Here is a 17,945-nt window from a genome sequence, read left to right as displayed (position 1 = left end):
TCAACGCGGGCGCAGATCGCGACAGAACCTCGCAATCCTCTGCCCGTGCCCGGCCTCAACTGACGCGAGTGAGGCCGGGTGCGGGCAAGTGGATTCCCTTCCCCCCGTCCCGGCTCCACCCAGTTCTGAGGAGGCCCGTCGTGGCTCATCACCCCACCCGACGCAGTGTCTTGAAGTGGTCGGCGGTCACCGCTGCCGCGGCCTGGCTCGCGCCCGCCCTGCCGGCAGCCCTCGCCAGCGCGGCCACGGGCACGATCCCACCGCTGGACTCGCTCACCAGCGACTGGCTCCCGAAGGCGAACGTGCGTCGTCTGCCCGCCGTCAGCAACTTCTGGGGCGCGGTCAACGTCACAGCGAACGTCGCGGGCTTCGCGAACTTCACCCTCGCCCCCTACGTGCAGGCCGGCAGCTGTGGCACGCTGACCGTCGACGGCTCCGCGCTGAACACGGCCACGTTCCGCTGGTCCGCCTACGAGATTCGCCGCAAGGCCACGACGCAAACCGGGCTGACCGTGCAGACCGCAACCCGGCTGGCGTTCGAGTCGAACCAACTGCTCATGCGGATCGCAGTCACCAACCCGACCTCCGCGACCGTGTCCACCACGCTGTCGATGAGTCTGAGTCCTCGGATCCGTAAGGCGACGACGGGCTGGTCCTGGTCCGCCCCTCGGCCGAGCGGGACGAACTTCACCGCACGCACCGTCGGCTCCCCCGTTGCGAACGTCATGGTCTCGGACGGTTCCAGTGCCGCCGTCACCGCGTTCGCGGCCAACTCCGGCGTCGTGTTCACCGCCTCCGGAGCCGCCGGCACCGCGAGTTGGAACCTCAGAATCGCCCCGGGTGCAACCCGGACCGTGAACGTCGTCATGGCAGTCAGTGACACCTCGACCGGCAAGCCGCTCGCCGCGGTCGCTGAGGGTCAGCACGTCGTCGACACCGCGAACGCGAGCCTGCGGTCCTTCGCTTCCGTCTTCGGCAAGGCCGGCCACGCCTGGTCCAAGCGCTGGGCCCAGGCGTTCACCGCCGGCAACACCCACTACTCGGGCTGCCTACCGGTCCTGACCCCCGAGAACAGCCCGACCGGCAACGCCATCGCCCGGCTGTACTACATGAGCATCCTGTCCGTCCTGGCCTGCGAGCGCACCAACCTCGGACCATCGTTCAACGCCCTGCTCGGCCGCAACGGTTCGTTCAGTGGCTACGACCGGGTCTACGTCACCGGCGCTCCGGAGTACTCGAACACCGTCACCTACTTCTGGGACACCTCCTACGCGTCCGTCATGCTCGCCCTGCTCGACCCGGCCGTGATGCGCGCCCAGACCACGGACTGGCTCGGCCGCAACATCTACGGCTGCTACGCGGTCGACCAGGTCCAGGGCAATGGCGTCGGGCCGTGGTACTCCGCCAACGACCTCACCGTCTTCACCACTGTCGACAACTACGTCAACTACAGCGGCGACACGGACTTCCTGCAGACCACCGTGGGCTCCGCCACGGTCCTGCAACACCTCACCGACAACGCCACCCACTGGAAGTCACTCGTTCCCGCAGGCCAGCAGCTCGCGGACTACGGCGCCAACCACAACCTGCTGGAAGTCCTGCCCAAGTACACCAACCAGGTCGCGTCTTTCAACGCAGCGAACGTCTGGATGATGTACCGGGCCGCGACCCACCAGCAGAACGCGGGCAATGCCTCGACCGCGAAGAGCCTCATTGCCTCGGCGAACACGCTGCTGCAAAACGTGCTGGCGCTGTATGTGGCCGGACAGGGCGTGTGGAACTGCCGCCACGCCGACGGAACCCTGGTGCCCGTGCGGACGGTCCTCGACTTCGCCATCGGTGGTAACCTCATCGCGGACAAGCTGACGGCCCAGCAACAGGCCGAGATGAAGAACTTCGTCACCAACGAACTGCTCGTCGCGGACTGGATGCGGGCCCTGTCGCTCAGCGACTCCCAGGCGCCCGTGCCACGACCCGACCACGGCACCATCGGCGCCTACGCCTCCTGGCCCGCCCTGACCGCCCAGACCTTCGCCCGCTTCAGCGACTATCCGTCATTCCTCAGCCAACTCACCGCCTTCGCCGGGGTGACCACCCAAGGGCCGATCAGCCAGGCCGCGGAACTGCTGCACCTGAGCGTCGCGCTGGACGACCGGCCCGCGCTCAACCCTACCTCCGCCCTCACCGTTTCGGCCTGGGTGAACGCGACCAGCTGGCCGACCCAGATCTTTGAGGGCAGCATCATCGCCAAGGACACCTGGGCCTCCGGCAACGCCGGCTATGTCCTTCGCGGCGGCGCGGGCGGGCAGATCTCCTTCGCGCTCGTGATCGACGACAGGTGGGTCGAACTGAAGACCACGTCAACCGTCCCCACAGGCGGATGGCACCACGTGGCAGCCGTCTACGACGGCGCCACCGTGAAGATCTACATCGACGGAGCACTCCAAGCGACCCGCACCCAGACCGGCGCGCTGACCCCCTCGACCGGCACCCCCGCCGTCGTCGGCAGCTCCCCGGCCGACTCGTCCCGCGACTTCCTCGGCAGCATCGACGAAGCACGCGTCTACAACCGCGCGCTCACCGCCAGCGACATCGCCGCGGCCGCTGCGGCGACCGACCCGACTGTCGGCGTCACCTCCGGCGGCACGCCCGATCCCGGCCTGGTGCTCCGCTTCGCCTTCGACGAAGGCACCGGGACAACCACCCGCGAAGGCGTCACGGGTACCACAGTCCCCACCAACGGGGCCACTTGGGCCAGTAGCAGGCCGGGCTTCGGCAAGGCCCTGACGTTCCCCGCCTCCTCCGCCACCGCGGTGTCCGCAGGGGACGTCATGACCTTCAACCTCGTGGGCGCGGGCAAGTTCGCTGACGTGATCATCAGTGACCTGTTCGGTTTCGCTCCCGACGGCACAAACCCGAAACTGCGCGACGCCGCCGACGCCCGCGGCTTCAGAGGAACACTGTCAGGACTCGTCTTCAAGGGAACCAGTTACACGATCACCAGCTCGGCGAAGACCGGGCTGGTGATCGCCGGCGGTCAGGATCGAGGGAACGATCAATGACTTCACGCATGGCCATGAGCTCGCCACCGATTACGATTCGGTCCGCAATTGCTGATCGACCGGGGCCGTGACGTGACAGCGGCCGCACGGGTTCTTCGAGTGTGACCAAGAAGTGGGCCCGTGCGGCTTTGTCCCATCCTGCCTCTGCGGCGTCTCCCGTACGCATCGCGGCGATTGAGGAGTTGGCAGACCTGTGGCTGGCTCGGTGCGAGTCAGCGCTGTCTGAGTGGCCCGCTGCCACGCGGCAGCGGGCGGCCGGTGCCGGGCCGAGCACGACCCGGTCTGATGTCTTCGACCATTCGGATGCGGTAGAGCACTGTCTGCCGATGCACATGCAAGGCGCCCGCCGTCTTCTGCCAGGAGCGCTGATTGTCGACGAAGCTCTCGAGGGTGGGCAGCAGTTCGCCCCGGTGGCTGGACTCGTACTCGAGGAGCCGCCCGAGCACTCGGTCGACGAGTGCGATCGCGTCGTCGATGCCGGCAACGCCGAGGAACGGCGTCGCCTGTCGTCAATGAGGTTCGATCTCGCAGTCACGGAAGGTCCTTGGCTCGCGGCCGGTGCGCCACAGGGCGGCGAGGTTGCGGGCGGCGCGTCCGGTGAGCCGTAGGCGGCGAGCACGGCGACATCCGCCACTCCGAGCCGGGTACGGAGGCTGGCGGTCCCCTTCCTTCGTGTCACACCCGCCCAGCGTGACTGACGGAGCGACAGCCCCCATATTCTGGCTGGGACTTCGCTTGATCGACCACGAGGAGGTCCCGTGCTCTCGATGTTCGGGCTTGGCCCTGCCGAGGAGGGTGTCTACCGCCTCCTGGTGGCCCGGGCCGGCGCCAACGCCGACCTGCTGGCGGCCGAAACCGGCCGTGAACCGGCGGAGATAATGCCGCTGCTCACCGCACTGGCCCGGCGCGGCCTCGCGGTGTCCGGTGCGGACGGCGAGCCGTCGGTGGCCACGGTCTTCACCGCCGCGCCCCCAGCCGTCGCGCTCGGCGGAACGTTGCGGCAACGCCGCGACGACCTGCGGGCAGCCGAGGAGGCCCTGCTCGTGCTCACCGAGGAGTACCGTGACGCGGCCGCCAGCGGCGGCGGCATCGTCGAGGTCATCACCGACCCCTGCGCCGTCCGGCACCGCTTCATACAACTCCAGGAGTCCGCCCGGCACGAGATCCGGGCGATGATGGTGCAGGAGACCACCGTCGTGCAGCGCGAGCACAACACCGCCGAGACCGCCGGTGTGCGCCGCGGCGTGCTCTACCGCACCATCGTGCAGCGCGACATGCTCGGCCAGCCGGGCGTGGTCGGAGAGGCGCTGGACGCCCTGGCAGCCGGCCAGCAGGTCAGTGTCGCGGAATCGGTCCCCGTGAAGTTCATGATCGCCGACCGCGATGTGGCCATGGTGCCGCTGATCCCGGCCCACCGCACCTCCCCCGCCTCCATCCTGATACAGGCCTGCGGGCTGCTGGAGTCCTTACTCGCATACTTCGAACTCGCCTGGGAGCGCGCATACCCGCTCTCTCCCAACACCGTGGGCGGCGTCACCGAGATCCGCCCCGACGGCCTGGACGAGACGGATGCCCGCGTCCTCGCCCTCGTCCTGGCCGGCCTCACCGACCAGGCCGCCGCCGGCCAGCTCGGCGTCTCCCGCCGTACCATCCAGCGCCGCATCGGCGAACTCATGCTCAAGGCGGGGGCCGAAAGTCGAATCCAGCTGGGCTGGATCGCCGCCCGCCGGGGGTGGGCATGACCAGCGCGTCGCGCCCGGCGTCGACGCCAGTACCGCCCGACTGATGCCCGCCTGCCCCAAGCTCGGGGCGCACGGGACGGTGTTCGCCACCCACCGCCGCTGGCGCGGATGGCGTCGGGTGCGGTGATCAGCGGGTGCGCGATCTGGTTGAGCGTCGCACTGCGGCCTTGATCGCGGAGCGTGCCGCGGTTTGTAGGGCGTGTATCCCGGCGATGGCCCCGTCCTTCGGAGCGCTCGCCGCCCGTCCGGAGACGACGGCTCGGGCGACGGCGTAGGCGTCGCTCGGGTCGGACTTGCCGATCCCGCGGCGTTCCGCCTTGCCGGACCGGTTGACCTCGATCACGGTCAGGCCGGCCTACCGAGCGGCATGTGTGAGGCCCGAGCCGTAGGGGGACGTGCCCTCCACAATGACGGCGGCGACTGTGCCGTAAGCCATGGCGATGCGCCCTTGGGCCTCGTCGAGGTTCACGCCGTGCATCTCGGCCCATCGTCGGGCGGCGTCGGCGGCCTCGGGTAGCAGGTGGTCCAGGTCCTCGCCATGGGCCCTGCACGCCCGACATGCGCGTCTCCAAGACCTGGCCCCGCATGGTGCCCGTGACCTATGGCTCCCGCCCTGCCATCTGCCTGGTGCGCGCCTGAATGCCTGGAAGGAGGCCGCCGGCCTCGCCGACGAGCCCAACAACCCTGCGTTCCGGCGGCTGCACTTACGTTGGCACACCGTCATGCAGGGTGGACTGGAGCTGGAATCCGTGGGCGACGTCATCACTCGCGCCGGCGAGCGCGCCGTGATCGAGATCCGCTTCATCGGCCACAGCCCTCGCCGCGGACTGGCCACCTCCTCCCGCGTCAAGGGCCACGTCCGGATCGTCGTCGCCAAGCAGGGTGGCTGCGCTCCGCACTCCAAGGTCATCGCCGGGTACCTGGAGATCGTCGACCAGTGGAAGAACAACGCCCTGACCGGCGTGTTGTAGCGACACACAGCGGAGTCGGCTGCGTGCTTCACACCAGCGGCAGCACCGGCCTGGTGTCCGGCATCCCCAGCAATTTCCTTCAGGGGTCACGCCAGACAGTTATTCCTCCATCATCGCGCCCGAACTGGCGGCCGCGATCCTCAAACGCCCGGCCGACCAAGTCCGGCAAACCGCGGACGAGCTCGGGCTGTGTCCGCAGGACCTGGTGGAGCTGGGTGTCGTCCGCGGCACCGTTGAACCGACGGCTGAGTCGACGAGCGGCGCCGTCTCCCGGGTCCCATGGGAGACGGCGCCGTCCTGTCATTCGGGGTTGCGCCGCGTGCGGCTCACCCCATGGCCCCTGCGGCCGGGGCGCGTCACTTCACGCCGACCGCCCGGATGATCTCCTGGGTGACCTGGCCGCCCCGGTCGTCGCGGGCGGATGCGTGCAGCGAGATGAATTGCGCGTCCGCGGGCACCTTCAGGGTGCCGCGCCAGGCGGCCTGGTTCCCGTCGCGGTCCAGGCCGACGGACGTCCAGGTCTGGCCGTCGTCGTACGACACCTGGAGGGTGCCGTCGCCGATGGTCCCGGTACCCGACGCGCCCTTGACGTACTCGGAGTAGATCCCGACGGGCAGGCGCTGCCCGGCCCGGACGTCGCCCGCGAGGTCGGTGTCGACGTCGAAGCCGAGGTTGAGCAGCGGCAGGACCGTCCACCTGTCGGCGGGCGTCTCGGCGGACTTGAAAGTCCACTCGGAGTGGCCCTTCGTAGACAGCTTCCAGCGCTCGGGGTCGAGCGCGGTGTCGGTAACGACCTTGTAGGTGCGCTCGGCCGGATCGGCCTTCCGCGCGTACCCGGCCGAGCCGGTACGCCGGTCGACGCGCACCCCGTCGACGTAGACCTCGGTGGTCTGCTGGATGGACTTGTCGTTCCACACGTCACCGAAACCGGTGTGGTCGGGTCCGGAGTCGCCCCAGCCGGGGGTGTTGAACTGGAGGTCGTTCCCGGCCCGCTGCTGGCCCCAGGCGAGCCCGGTGCCGAGCCAGGGGTGCCAGACCGGCTTGAACCAGTCGACTTCACTGCGCGTGCCGCCCCGGTAGGTGACCAGGCCGCTGCGCTCCTCGATGGCACGGGGCACGGTGATCACGGACTCGTGCCACTTCTGGCCGGGGCCGGTGGAGACGTATGCGGTGCGCTCGGCCGGGTAGTCGATGCGCTCCAGGAAGCCGACGCCGTAACGGAAGGTGTCGGTGATGGAGAAGCGGAACTCACCACCCTGGGCGGGCTTCACCGCGTGAAACTTGTCGTCCAGCCGGGCGAGTTCGCTCTGCTTCGGGGTGTACGTCAGGTTGCCCGGGATGGCGCCGGGGTGGCCGTCGGACAGGTCGTAGACGTAGGGCGTGTTGCGGGTGCTCGTGAGTTTGACGCGCTCGCCGGACTTGGCCGCGGCCAGCAGCCGGGCGCCGTCCGCGGCATTGACCGTGGCGATGAGCAGCGACCGGTCGGTGCGGTCGGCGTTGCCGAACCAGGCCATCAGCCGGCCCGGCTTGTCGTCGGTGACGAACAGGGCCTTGGCGCCCGCGTCCTGGGCCGCCTGAGCCAGCTCGACCGGCGAGATCGCTCCGGTCGCGCGGACGACGACGGCCTTGCCGCGCACGTCCTTGCCCGTGTAGTCGGTCGGTGCCCCGCTGCCCGCGTCGACGACGGGCACGGTGCTGCGGCCGTCGGTGAGGGCGCTACCGGACTGGACGGTGGCACCGTCCAGCGGCCTGCCACCTGCCTCGACCTCCAGGAGCGGCTTGCCGAGCCGCCAGACCGTGCGGTACTCAAAGGTGCCGTCGGTGACCTTGTCGGTGGGAGCGGCGAAGACGCTGTCGTAGGTCAGGGGCACCTGTACCGCGCCGAGCAGGTCGGCGCCGTTCGCCTTGCGGCTGTACTCCATGAGCAGCTGCCGGGTCTCGGTACGCTGGTCAACCTTGGCACTGATCTCCCTCAGCTGCCGCCCGTCCAGCGTGACCTCGCGGTCCTGGTCGAGGGTGACCTCGGGGGCGGCGAGGAAGCCGAGGCCGAGCGAGTCGGCGCCGTGGCTGCCGCGCACGTCGAGGAAGGACGTCACGCTGTACGTGCCCGGGTTCAGCCGCAGCTCCAGGGTGCCGGATTCGCCGACATACGCCGGCACCGGGTCGCTGCCCTTGGCGAGTTGCTGCAGCACGAGGCGTGCGGCGGTCGCGGCGCCGTCGCGGTCCTTGAGGTGGACGGTGAGCGTGTACCGCTCGTTCTCCTTCACCAGGCCGAAGGCGGTGTGCGCGACGGCGGCACCGTCGGCGCTCGCCACGATCTGTCCGCTGGTGTTGCCGACGGCGGCCTTCGCGCCGTCACCGGTCACCGTGGTGGACGCGGTGCCGTGCGCGGGCACGGTCAGCGACGTGTCGGCGAGCGAGACGACGCCGTCGGGAGCGCCCTGCGCGGCCAGGCTCAGCTCGACCGGCTGGTCCGAGGAGTTGGCGTAGGTGAGCGTCTTGGTCACCGGCTTGTTGTCCGCATAGGGCCAGCTGTAGAAGCCCAGGTCGGCGCTGCCGGTCGCGGTGATCTGCGCATTGATCGCGGCGGGCACGGAGACCCGGCCCGCGCCCAGTGCGTACGCGGACGCGCCGAGCTGCTTCGAGGTCGACATCAGCGCGTCCTTGAGCTGCGCGCCGGTCCAGTCGGGGTGCTTCTGGGCGAGCAGCGCGGCGACGCCCGCGACATGCGGCGTCGCCATCGACGTACCGCTCAGCGAGGTGTAGTAGCCGCTGCCGCTGATCAGCTGGGAGCGGGCGGCGAGGATGCTCACGCCGGGCGCGGACACATCGGGCTTGAGGGCGTTGTCGCCGGTGCGGGGGCCCTGGCTGGTGAAGGACGCAGCCCGGTCGGCGGAATCGACAGCGCCGACGGTGAGCGCGGAGTCGGCGGCACCGGGCGAGCCGATCGTGCCGGGGGCACCGGAATTTCCGGCGGCGATGACGAAGAGGGCGCCGGTCTCCTTGGAGAGCGTGTTCACGGCCTGCGCCATCGGGTCGGTGCCGTCGCTGCCCTCCGATGAACCGAGGCTCATCGAGACGACCTTGGCGTGCACGTCCCGCGCGGCCCACTCCATCCCGGCAATGATCTGCGACTCGCTGCCGAAGCCCTGGTCGCTGAGGACCTTGCCGACAGCGAGGGTGGCATCGGGCGCGACACCCTTCTCCTTGCCGTCCGACGCGGCGCCACTACCGCCGACAGTGGAGGTGACATGGGTGCCGTGTCCCTTGCGGTCGGCGACCTCCTGCCCCTCGATGAAGCTCTTCGACTGGGAGACGCGTCCCGCGAGATCCGGGTGCCCGGCGTCGACGCCGGTGTCCAGCACGGCGACCGTCACGCCCTTGCCGGTGAGTCCGGAATCCCAGGCCTGCGGCGTGCCGATCTGCGCGTTGGACTCAGCCATGTCGCCCTTGACGCGCCCATCGAGCCAGATCTTCTCGATGCCGTCGGCGAAGCCCGCGCCGCCCGAAGTCACCGCGTGGGCGGCGGGCTTGGCTGCCTGCGGGGCCACGGACCGCCAGAACGCGCGCTCCTGGCCAGCGCGGACCGCGGAGCCGCCGACGCTGGGCAGGGACCGCACCTTCTCGGCGCCCTGCGGCACACTCGGCGCCGTCCGCGCGCTCCTGCCATAGGTGACGATCAACGGCAGCCCGTCCGCCGCGCCTTCGTCTCCGTCGGCGAAGCCCTGGCGTATCAGCTCGGTCACGTCGAAGAGCCGCGCGTCGAGGGTGCCGGCGCTCAGATAGGGCAGCGCCTCGTCCGGGACGACGGTGATGCGACCGTTCGTCGTCTCGGTGCGGACGGCGCCGGTGGCGCCCTTCGGGCGTTCTACACTGACTGTCTTCCGGCCTTGGCCAAGGTCGGTGACGGTGACCTTGTCGCCGGTGACGAGCGTGACGGTGTGGGTGGCGTGGGCAGTGGCCGTGGGGTGTGCGGCCGCCTGGCCGCCGCCGTCCGGTCCGGCCGCGGCGGCCTGCCCCGCCGTACCGGCCGGGAGCAGGACGAGCACGAGTCCGGCCGACAACAGCCCGGCCCTGCGTCTCGGGGGAACTCTGGTCATGGATCCCTCTCTTCATCGGACCCGGGAGGGGATGATTCCCGAGTGCTGCGAAGAGTGTGGTGGGGTCTGTGGCGCACGGACCTGGACGGGTCCTGGCGGGAATGGGCATGGCGCCTTCCCGCCAGCGTCCGCTGCGATGCACGGCCGCACGTGGATTGCGAAGCGGATGGCCGGCACAAGTGCCCTCCGGGTCATTGCACTTGGCAGTGGTACCGGTGGGATACGGGAGTTCGGCGCTCCGCTGGAGCGGAGGCCCTTCATAGCGCGCTCGCGCTGCCTCGTGGGCTGATGACTGTTCTCGGCTCTGTTGGTCAAGTACTTCGAACTGCGGTGCTCGACCGACGGCATGACCTCGCGGTGGGCGTCACCGTAGCTGCGGAGCTTGTCCGTGACGACCACGCGGGGTACGTACTCGAGGCCCTTGAGAAGCTTGCGGAAGAAGCGCCTGGCTGCGGCCGTATCGCAGCGGTCCTGGACGAGAAGGTCGAGGACGTTGCCGTCCTGGTCGACCGCGCGCCACAGGTACCGCATCTTCCCGTTGACCTTTATGAACACCTCATCCAGATGCCATCTGTCGCCGGGACGCGACTGCCGGCGGCGCAACTGCGTGGCGTAGGCGGGGCCGAACGCGGCGCACCAGGCCCGGACCGTCTCATGGGAGACCGCGATGCCGCGTTCAAGGAGGAGCTCCTCGACCTCCCGGTGGGAGATCTGGAAACGGCAATACAGCCACACAGCGTGACCGATTACCTCGGGCGGAAACCGGTTACCGACGGTGCCGTCCCGCTCTCCACCCGCAGCCTCTCCTCGCGACGATCTACACCAAGATCATCCCCCGGCCCGAGTCGAACTTGACAACGCCTGTGGGAGTCCTACGACCTGGAGCCCGACGAGGATCCTCGCGTGATCTGCAACCGTCCACAGATCACTTTCGGCACCCCCGACGGCCTCACCCCACTTGCCAGCACGGGCCGAGGAGCCGCCATCTCCCTGGCCCCAGAGGTCCACGGATTTCCCGACGGTGTGGTGGCTCACGGGGCAGAGGGGGAATGGGCCGGCCACCCTTTACTGACTTCGGCGTATTAGGGTCTGTCCGGTCTGTCGAGAGCGAGGCCCGTCCCGGCGAGGAATCCGCCGAGGATGCGGTGCCGGTACTGCAGCGCCTTGAGCCGCCTGCGGAGCAGAGTCTCCAGCTCGCTGAGGGTGCGGGCGGCCAGGTTGGCCAGGCTCCGCTTGATGTGCGCCCACAGGCCCTCGACCGGGTTGAGGTCGGGCGCATACCCGGGCAGCAGGACCACCGTCAGCCAGTCCCGCTCGGCAACGAGTGCCTTCATCGTCTTGGAGATGTGGGTGCTCAGCCGGTCCCACACCACGATCAGCGGAGCCTTGAGGAGTTGGTGGGCGCCATCCAACAGGCGGATGCAGTCCGCCTCGCCCAGCGAGCGACGCTCGCCCTTGCGGCCGGTATGCCGACGCAGCCGGTAGCACAGACGGGCGAGCAGGCCCGGCCGGAAGCACAGCAGACCGGCCACCGAGAGCCGTCCCCGGCTGCGGCCGGACACCTTGACCCTCGGGGTGATGCCGCGCCGGCCCCAGGTGCGGCCCTTGGGCGGCCGACCGGTCACGCCCGCTTCGTCCTCGAAGCAGATGAACGCGCCGGTCGCCGCCCGGAGGGTTTTACCTCCTGCCAGGTCACCTCCCGCCATGCGGTGATCGCGTCCTCGTCGCGTTCGGCGGCGGGCCGGGCGGTCATCTGCACGCTGCAGCCCATCCGGTGCAGCAGCCGAGTGACCCCGCAGACGCTGTAGGAGAGGTGGAACTTCCGCCTGATCAGCGTGCGCACCCTCGCGGCGGTCCACACCCGGTCGTCCGCCCAGCCGTGCGCGGCCGGCCCCTCATCAAGCCACATCGCGAGCTTGGCCTGCAGGTGTGGGCCGAGCCGACAGTCATAGCCGCAGGGGCCTCTGGAACGCAGCGCCTCGCGTCCGCCCGTCCTCCAGCTACGGCGCCCCTGGTAGACCGACTTCTCACTCACCCGTAACTCCCGGGCGATGCCCGGGACTTCCACGCCCTCCTCGAAGAGGTCAACCGCCCGCTCCGCACCTCTTCCCGGCGCCTGCGCTGCTCGGCGGTCAGCCCGCCCCCGTCCGGATACCGCATGCCTTCGGCGTACCAGCCCGGACGGACCGCGTCACCAGTCCCGACACAAATCCAGACCCCGAAACGCCGAAATCAGTAAAGGGTATGTAGTTGACAGTGCAGTACAAGCGGGGTCGACGTAGGTCCAGTTCTCCTTCTACCAGAGATCGGGGGTGTCGGTACTGTCACCGGGCTGTATAGGCGCAGGTCGCGTACTGACACGAAATCGAGAGATCGCAGTGCGGCCCTTGGCACTCAGTCGATGTCACGGGCCCGGGGCCGTGTGCGTGGCGGTGCGGGACATTCCTGCGGCGACCATCGGGTGTACGTGGCGATTCCTCGGACACTCCGCATCCTCTTATATGTCTGAGATATGGCCTCACCTCGGGTGCTCAGGGGGTTTCGTTATGGTCGGGTTCCGGCTTGGGCCGGTGAACTATCGGCAAAAAGCGAAGTTTAGGGCGTGCAACGATTATTATTCCACGCAGAAGTGAGCAATCCTCTAAGAATGGGTGTATTTCGCTTCCGTCCTTGGGCGGCGGTTCGCCGATCCCTCATCTCCCGCGCGAGCCCACTTGCTGACACACGCCGAGTTCATCGGTCCGATAAAGAGGGCCCGCCCAGCTCCCTTGGACGGCGTCTGGGAACCCCGAGTGAGTACAGCGTCGCCCGCCAGGTGCTCGTCCTGCAGATCGCGGTGGTGGTGCTGCTCGTCGTCGCCGCGGTGGTGGCCCTGGTGCTGCAGGCGGAGAACGGTGGCCGGGATGACGCTCGCGATCGCTCGCTTGCCGCCGCGGAGTCTTTCGCGCACGCTCCGGGCATCGTGGAGGCCCTGCGTTCACCCGATCCCACGTCGGCACTCCAGCCCGGCGCCAAGGCGGCACAGCGAGGTTCCGGCGTCGACTTCATCGCCGTGCTGAGCACGGCCGGGATCCGCTATACCGCCTCCCAGCCGGCGTTGATCGGCAAGCGTGCCCCAGGCGACATCGCGCGAGCGGCGAGAGGCGAAACCTTCATCGAGGACTTCAAGGGGAAACCGCAGGACGCAGTCCGGGCCATCGTGCCCGTCACCAATGCCGATGGCGAGGTCGTCGGCATGGTCTCCGCCGGGGTCAGGGTCGAGACCGTGAGCAACGCCGTGGGCCGTCAGCTGCCGGTCCTCCTGGGGAGCACGGCCGCCGCGCTAGCCCTCGCCGGGGGCGGGTCGGCGCTGGTGAGCCGGCGGCTGCGGCGGCAGACGCATAGCCTGGGCCCCGCCGGGATGACCCGCATGTACGAGCACCACGACGCGGTCCTGCACTCCGTCCGGGAAGGCGTGCTCATCGTCGGGGCCGACGGGCGGCTGCTGCTGGCCAACGATGAGGCGCGGCGGCTGCTGGAGCTGCCGCCGGATGCGGAGCGGCGGCACGTCGCCGAGCTCGGCCTCGGTCCGGACACCGCCGAGCTGCTGACCTCGGGACGTACAGCGACGGATGAGGTGCATCTGGCCGGGGACCGGCTGCTGGCCGTCAACGTTCGGCCCACCGACCGCTACGGAGGGCCCCCCGGCAGCGTGGCGACACTGCGCGACACCACCGAGCTGCGCGCGCTCGCAGGCAGAGCCGAGGTGGCCCGAGAACGCCTGCAGCTGCTGTACGACGCTGGCGTGCGGATTGGGACTACCCTCGATGTGGTGCGCACCGCCGAGGAGCTGGCGAAGGTGGCGGTGCCCCGGTTCGCCGACTTCGCTACGGTCGAGCTGCTGGACCCGGTCCTGCACGGCGCGGAGCCCCTGGGGGCCAGCACCGACATGCGCCGCACCGCCGTTGCCGGCATCCGGAAGGACCAGCCCCTCTACCCCGTCGGCGAGCTGATCCGGTTCGTTGCCACCACCCCTATGGCCGCCGCGGTGGTCGGCGGCCGCGCCATGCTCGAGGCCGACCTGGCCACCTCTCACGGCTGGCACGCCCAGGACTCCGAGGGTGCCCGTAGGATCCTGGACTACGGCATCCACTCCCTGATCTCGGTGCCACTGCAGGCCCGCGGCGTCCTGCTGGGAGTGGTCAACTTCTGGCGCTCCGACAGTGATGCCTTCGGGGAGGAAGACCTGTCCTTCGCCAAGGAGCTGGCGGCCCGGGCGGCGGTCTCCATTGACAACGCCCGCCGCTACACCCGCGAGCACGCCCTGGCCGTCACCCTCCAGCGCAGCCTGTTGCCGAAGGCCCTGCCCGAGCAGACCGCCCTGGAGGTCGCCCACCGCTATCTGCCCGCACAGGCAGGCGTGGGCGGGGACTGGTTCGACGTCATCCCCCTCCCGGGCACCCGAGTGGCCCTGGTGGTCGGCGACGTGGTCGGCCACGGCCTGCACGCCGCGGCCACCATGGGCCGCCTACGCACCGCCGTACACAACTTCTCCTCCCTCGACCTCTCCCCCGACGAAATTCTCGTACACCTCGACGAGTTGGTCGCCCACATCGACCAGGACGAGAGGGCCGAGGACGGGGGTGGTGATGCGTCCATCACCGGCGCCACCTGCCTGTACGCCATCTACGACCCGGTCAGCGGACGCTGCGAGCTTGCCCGGGCCGGCCACCCCGGGCCCGCCCTCGTCCACCCCGACGGCACCGTCACCTTCCCCGACGTCCCCGTCTCCCCACCCCTGGGCCTGGGCGCCGGCCTGCCGGTCGAGACCGCCACACTGCAGCTGCCCGAAGGCAGCCGACTGGCTCTCTACACCGACGGGCTCATCGAGGACCGCGACCGCGACATCGACGCCGGCCTGGCACTGCTGCGCTCCGCGCTGGCCGGCCCCGGCCGGACCCCGGAGCAGACCTGCCAGGCCGTCCTCGACGCCCTGCTCCCCCCGCGCCCCAGCGACGACATCGCCCTGCTGGTGGCCCGCACCCGGACGCTGGACGCCAACCAGGTCGCCGACTGGGACGTGCCGGCCGATCCCGCGGCCGTCTCCCGCATCCGCGCCGACACCAGTCGGCAGCTGGAGGCCTGGGGGCTGGACCAGGTCGCCTTCAGCACCGAGCTGGTGATCAGCGAGCTGGTCACCAACGCCATCCGCTACGGCACCGCTCCCATCCGGCTGCGCCTGCTGTACGACCGCGCCAGTCTGATCTGCGAGGTCGCCGACGGCAGCAGCACCTCCCCGCACCTGCGCCGGGCGGCCACGACGGACGAGGGTGGCCGCGGCCTGTTCCTGGTCGCCCAGCTCTCGCATCGGTGGGGCACCCGGTACACCGCCCGGGGCAAGATCATCTGGGCCGAGCAGTCTTTGCACGGGGAGCAGCAGATGGACCTGCTGCCGCTGCTGGACGACATGCAGTGGTGATCCGGACGGGGTCAGTGACGGCCCAGGACTTACGGATCATCCCCGCGGCGATGGCCACCACCCGCGGCGGCCATCGCCCTGATCTGACCGGGACCCTGATCCGATCGGGTGGAGCGTCGCAACGTCAAGGCGAGATCTCTTTCAGCGGACGGTTGGCGGTCTCGTCCGCGAAGACGCCGGCGACGACCGCACCGACCGACCAGTGCCACGCAGCCCAGCGCCACGAGGGCGCTGACGACGTTGCCGCTCGCGTAGATCATGCCGACGACGATCGGGCCGAGGATCAGCCCCAGGCGGTTGACCGCACCACCCGCGCTGCCGCTACGCAGGAAGGCTGGGCTGCTGTTCGTGAGCGTGCATCACGATGCGGGACAGGGGGCTTGCGAGTGAGTCGGGCCATGCAGGCGTTCGTCGCAGCGGGCCTGGTGATAGGCGTGGCCGGGTACACCGCGACGAAAGTCCTCAATGCCAACACGCGGCCCGTTCACGCACCGGAGCCGGCGCCGTCCGATGAGCCGGGGGACGTTCGTCCCACCCTGCCGTGCGACTGGACACCCACTGCTGCTTCCACCGACCCCGTTCCGCGCACGATCGTCGTGGTTGCATGTGATCCGTCCCTGAACCAGAAGGGCGGATGAACTGCGATGCCCGGGGCCGGGGTGAGCAGCACCCCTACCCATCCTGTTCGCATCACAGCGCAGTCGTTGGCGCGCCGTGTGCGTCGGTGTATCTACGGTGTTCCAGGCTCGACATCACTTCCAGGGACAAGGACGGCACGGATGACCGAACACGCTCGGGTTGAGGCGGCATGGGGGCGTATAGAGGAGTGGCTGAGCAGGTACGCGCCGCTTTCTCACAGCTTGCTGCGGGAGCCGGCGACACCTGAGCAGATAGAGCAAACCGAACAGGCCATAGGCGTCGCCTTACCGCTGGCGATGAGAGCGCTCTACCTGATCCACGACGGGGTGCGCGGAGCGGACCTGGACGAGCTCGGCGAGCAGCCGTTCGCACCACGGGGCGAGGACGATCCGTGGCACAGGCAGGCTAACGCGGTGGACTTCATGCCGAACGGCCAGGCGTGGCTCCCCCTCGAGCACGTGATCACTGCTCACGGTGGGCCCCTGCCGGCCCTGTACGATCAGGAAAACCTGCCCTACGTGCCCGTCACCGCCAGCGCCAAATACGCCATGATGGACGGCACATACCTCGACCCCGCAACGGGATTGCTGGGCACATGGGTGGATGCGCAGGAGTCGATATCGCTGGACGTCGGCCTGGCCGAATGGCTGGAAGACGGCGCCACCGCCCTGACCGAGGCGCGCCCCACCCGCATCCTGGGAATGTGCCCTTACATGACGCCGACTGGCGACGGGCTGACCTGGTTCGACCCCGACCCCACCTACGAGCAGGACGGATGGCGGCCCGTCACGGCCTGAATGTCACCGCCGCATGCTGAGGGGCTGGCCCCCGAACCCCAGGTGAGTTCACGGGCCAGCCCTTCGCGGAAAGAGTCAGGAAGCTATGGATGCTGTGCGCACGTGATCACGTCGGCTGTGGAATCGCAGTCCTGGAAACCGTCGATATCCACCCAGTGCGTGTCCTTGTTAAGCATCGCGTTCCCGCTTGCCGCCCTACGGTCGTACTCGTGTACAACACGGCCGTGTGCCCGCGTTGTTCAGGGAGCCGCTTGCAAGTCGCGTGGCTGGCCGGGGTGTTGGAGGCTGCGGAGATCGAGCTGGAACGGCGGGTGATCGCGCGGGAAGAGCTGGTCGAAGCCCTGGCAGCATCGGTTGCCGAGACCACCGCCGTGACCGAGGCCGAGGCGGAAACCGTGTCCTCGCCCGCGCCGGTGCCGAGCTCGATCGTGCCGCCTTGGCGCGAAGGACTGCCGGTGACAGTGCTGGCACTGGACTACCAGCGGATTCTGGGTGTGCTTGACGAGCGGCAGCCCGCGGGCCAAGGGCCGCTGAAGGCCAGGGAGATCACGGTTCAGCTGGGCTTGGAGGCAACGTCGGCGAAGGTCGGGGAGTGCGGTCGAAGGCCCGGCGCCTGGCGGAGCGCGGGTGGCTCCTGCAGGAGACGTCGGGGGCATTCAGCGTCGGCCGGCGGCCCGTGCCCGCGCCAGACGCCGCCCCATCCGCGTGACCATCGACCACCGGATCATCGCCTCGCTGCTGGCCGGCAACGTCTCGTAGTCCCGGGCCAGTCGGCGCGAATGCATCAACGACGCGAAGGTGCGCTCTGCCACCCAGCGCCTGGGCAGCACCACGAACCCCTCCATGTCGTCGGTGCGTTTGACGATCTCCAAGGTCAGCGCGAGTTTCTGACGGCACCAGTCGACGAGGGAGCCGGTGTAGCCGCCGTCGGCCCAGACGAGAGTGATGTCGCGGTGCAGGCGGCGCAGCCGCATCAACAGGCCCGCGGCGGCGTCCCGGTCGCCGATGTTCGCGGCGGTGACCGCGACAACCAGGAGCAGGCCGAGGCAGTCAGTCACGATGTGCCGCTTGCGCCCGGGTACCTAATGGGCAGTGACGGGAACCTGGAAGCCTCGACGGCTCCCGGGCTGTGAGCTCCTGTAGGTAGAGCGGCTCCGTGGTTCCCGTCCCCGGAGG

11 protein-coding genes and 3 pseudogenes are annotated in these 17,945 nt (G+C 69.4%); 7 read left to right on the top strand and 7 right to left on the bottom strand.

Translation table 11 applies throughout. The features are described 5' to 3' along the window. Positions 1-140: 140 nt before the first annotated feature. The gene (locus tag ACFU8W_RS39450; RefSeq protein WP_384048347.1) at positions 141-3,062 is read left to right on the top strand and encodes a LamG domain-containing protein; all 2,922 of its coding nucleotides are present in this window, start codon (positions 141-143) and stop codon (positions 3,060-3,062) included. A gap of 212 nt (positions 3,063-3,274) precedes the next feature. Here the strand turns inward: ACFU8W_RS39450 and ACFU8W_RS39445 are convergent, their stop codons facing one another. Continuing rightward, positions 3,275-3,508, bottom strand: coding sequence for a helix-turn-helix domain-containing protein (locus ACFU8W_RS39445; RefSeq protein WP_384048344.1), 234 nt, complete (start codon positions 3,506-3,508; stop codon positions 3,275-3,277). 312 nt (positions 3,509-3,820) lie between these two features. Here ACFU8W_RS39445 and ACFU8W_RS39440 point away from each other — a divergent pair, with 312 nt between their 5' ends. Next, positions 3,821-4,804 carry a hypothetical protein gene (locus ACFU8W_RS39440; RefSeq protein ID WP_384048341.1) on the top strand — a complete coding sequence of 328 codons (984 nt, stop codon included), beginning with the start codon at positions 3,821-3,823 and terminating at the stop codon, positions 4,802-4,804. Positions 4,805-4,931: 127 nt separating this feature from the next. On the opposite strand, the gene ACFU8W_RS39435 is transcribed toward ACFU8W_RS39440, so the two are convergent. After that, on the bottom strand, positions 4,932-5,147 hold the full coding sequence (locus tag ACFU8W_RS39435; RefSeq protein ID WP_384048338.1) for a hypothetical protein: 216 nt from the start codon (positions 5,145-5,147) through the stop codon (positions 4,932-4,934). Between the two features lie 379 nt (positions 5,148-5,526). Here ACFU8W_RS39435 and ACFU8W_RS39430 point away from each other — a divergent pair, with 379 nt between their 5' ends. Then, positions 5,527-5,775, top strand: a complete 249-nt coding sequence (locus ACFU8W_RS39430; RefSeq protein WP_384048335.1) for a hypothetical protein — start codon at positions 5,527-5,529, stop codon at positions 5,773-5,775. A gap of 88 nt (positions 5,776-5,863) precedes the next feature. After that, positions 5,864-6,022, top strand: a pseudogene (locus ACFU8W_RS39425) (acetyl-CoA carboxylase carboxyl transferase subunit alpha/beta); the annotation flags it as partial. A gap of 109 nt (positions 6,023-6,131) precedes the next feature. Here the strand turns inward: ACFU8W_RS39425 and ACFU8W_RS39420 are convergent. The 4 genes and pseudogenes from ACFU8W_RS39420 to ACFU8W_RS39405 form a co-directional block, all read right to left on the bottom strand. After that, positions 6,132-9,875, bottom strand: coding sequence for a S8 family serine peptidase (locus tag ACFU8W_RS39420; RefSeq protein WP_384048333.1), 3,744 nt, complete (start codon positions 9,873-9,875; stop codon positions 6,132-6,134). 237 nt (positions 9,876-10,112) lie between these two features. Continuing rightward, a pseudogene (locus ACFU8W_RS39415) lies at positions 10,113-10,622 on the bottom strand (IS6 family transposase); the annotation flags it as partial. 335 nt (positions 10,623-10,957) lie between these two features. Continuing rightward, a complete protein-coding gene (locus tag ACFU8W_RS39410) occupies positions 10,958-11,500 on the bottom strand; it encodes a transposase (RefSeq protein ID WP_384048330.1) in 543 nt (180 codons plus the stop codon). Continuing rightward, a complete protein-coding gene (locus ACFU8W_RS39405) occupies positions 11,497-11,910 on the bottom strand; it encodes a winged helix-turn-helix domain-containing protein (RefSeq protein WP_384048327.1) in 414 nt (137 codons plus the stop codon). Before ACFU8W_RS39405 ends, ACFU8W_RS39410 begins: the two co-directional genes overlap by 4 nt. 780 nt (positions 11,911-12,690) lie before the next feature. On the opposite strand from ACFU8W_RS39405, the gene ACFU8W_RS39400 reads away from it, so the two are divergent. From ACFU8W_RS39400 to ACFU8W_RS39390, 3 genes are all read left to right on the top strand, one after another. Next, entirely contained in the window at positions 12,691-15,333 is a 2,643-nt protein-coding gene (locus ACFU8W_RS39400; protein ID WP_384048324.1) for a SpoIIE family protein phosphatase, read from the top strand. A 50-nt stretch (positions 15,334-15,383) separates the two neighbouring features. After that, positions 15,384-15,971, top strand: a complete 588-nt coding sequence (locus tag ACFU8W_RS39395) for a hypothetical protein (protein WP_384048321.1) — start codon at positions 15,384-15,386, stop codon at positions 15,969-15,971. A 141-nt stretch (positions 15,972-16,112) separates the two neighbouring features. Further along, the gene (locus ACFU8W_RS39390; protein ID WP_384048319.1) at positions 16,113-16,769 is read left to right on the top strand and encodes an SMI1/KNR4 family protein; all 657 of its coding nucleotides are present in this window, start codon (positions 16,113-16,115) and stop codon (positions 16,767-16,769) included. Between the two features lie 656 nt (positions 16,770-17,425). On the opposite strand, the pseudogene ACFU8W_RS39385 reads toward ACFU8W_RS39390, so the two are convergent. After that, positions 17,426-17,836: pseudogene (locus ACFU8W_RS39385) on the bottom strand (transposase); the annotation flags it as partial. Positions 17,837-17,945 lie beyond the last annotated feature (109 nt).

The sequence above is a fragment of the Streptomyces sp. NPDC057565 genome (genome assembly GCF_042801455.1).
In the GTDB taxonomy this organism is placed as follows: domain Bacteria; phylum Actinomycetota; class Actinomycetes; order Streptomycetales; family Streptomycetaceae; genus Streptomyces; species Streptomyces yanii.
This window is presented reverse-complemented; position numbering and strand designations above follow the sequence as displayed.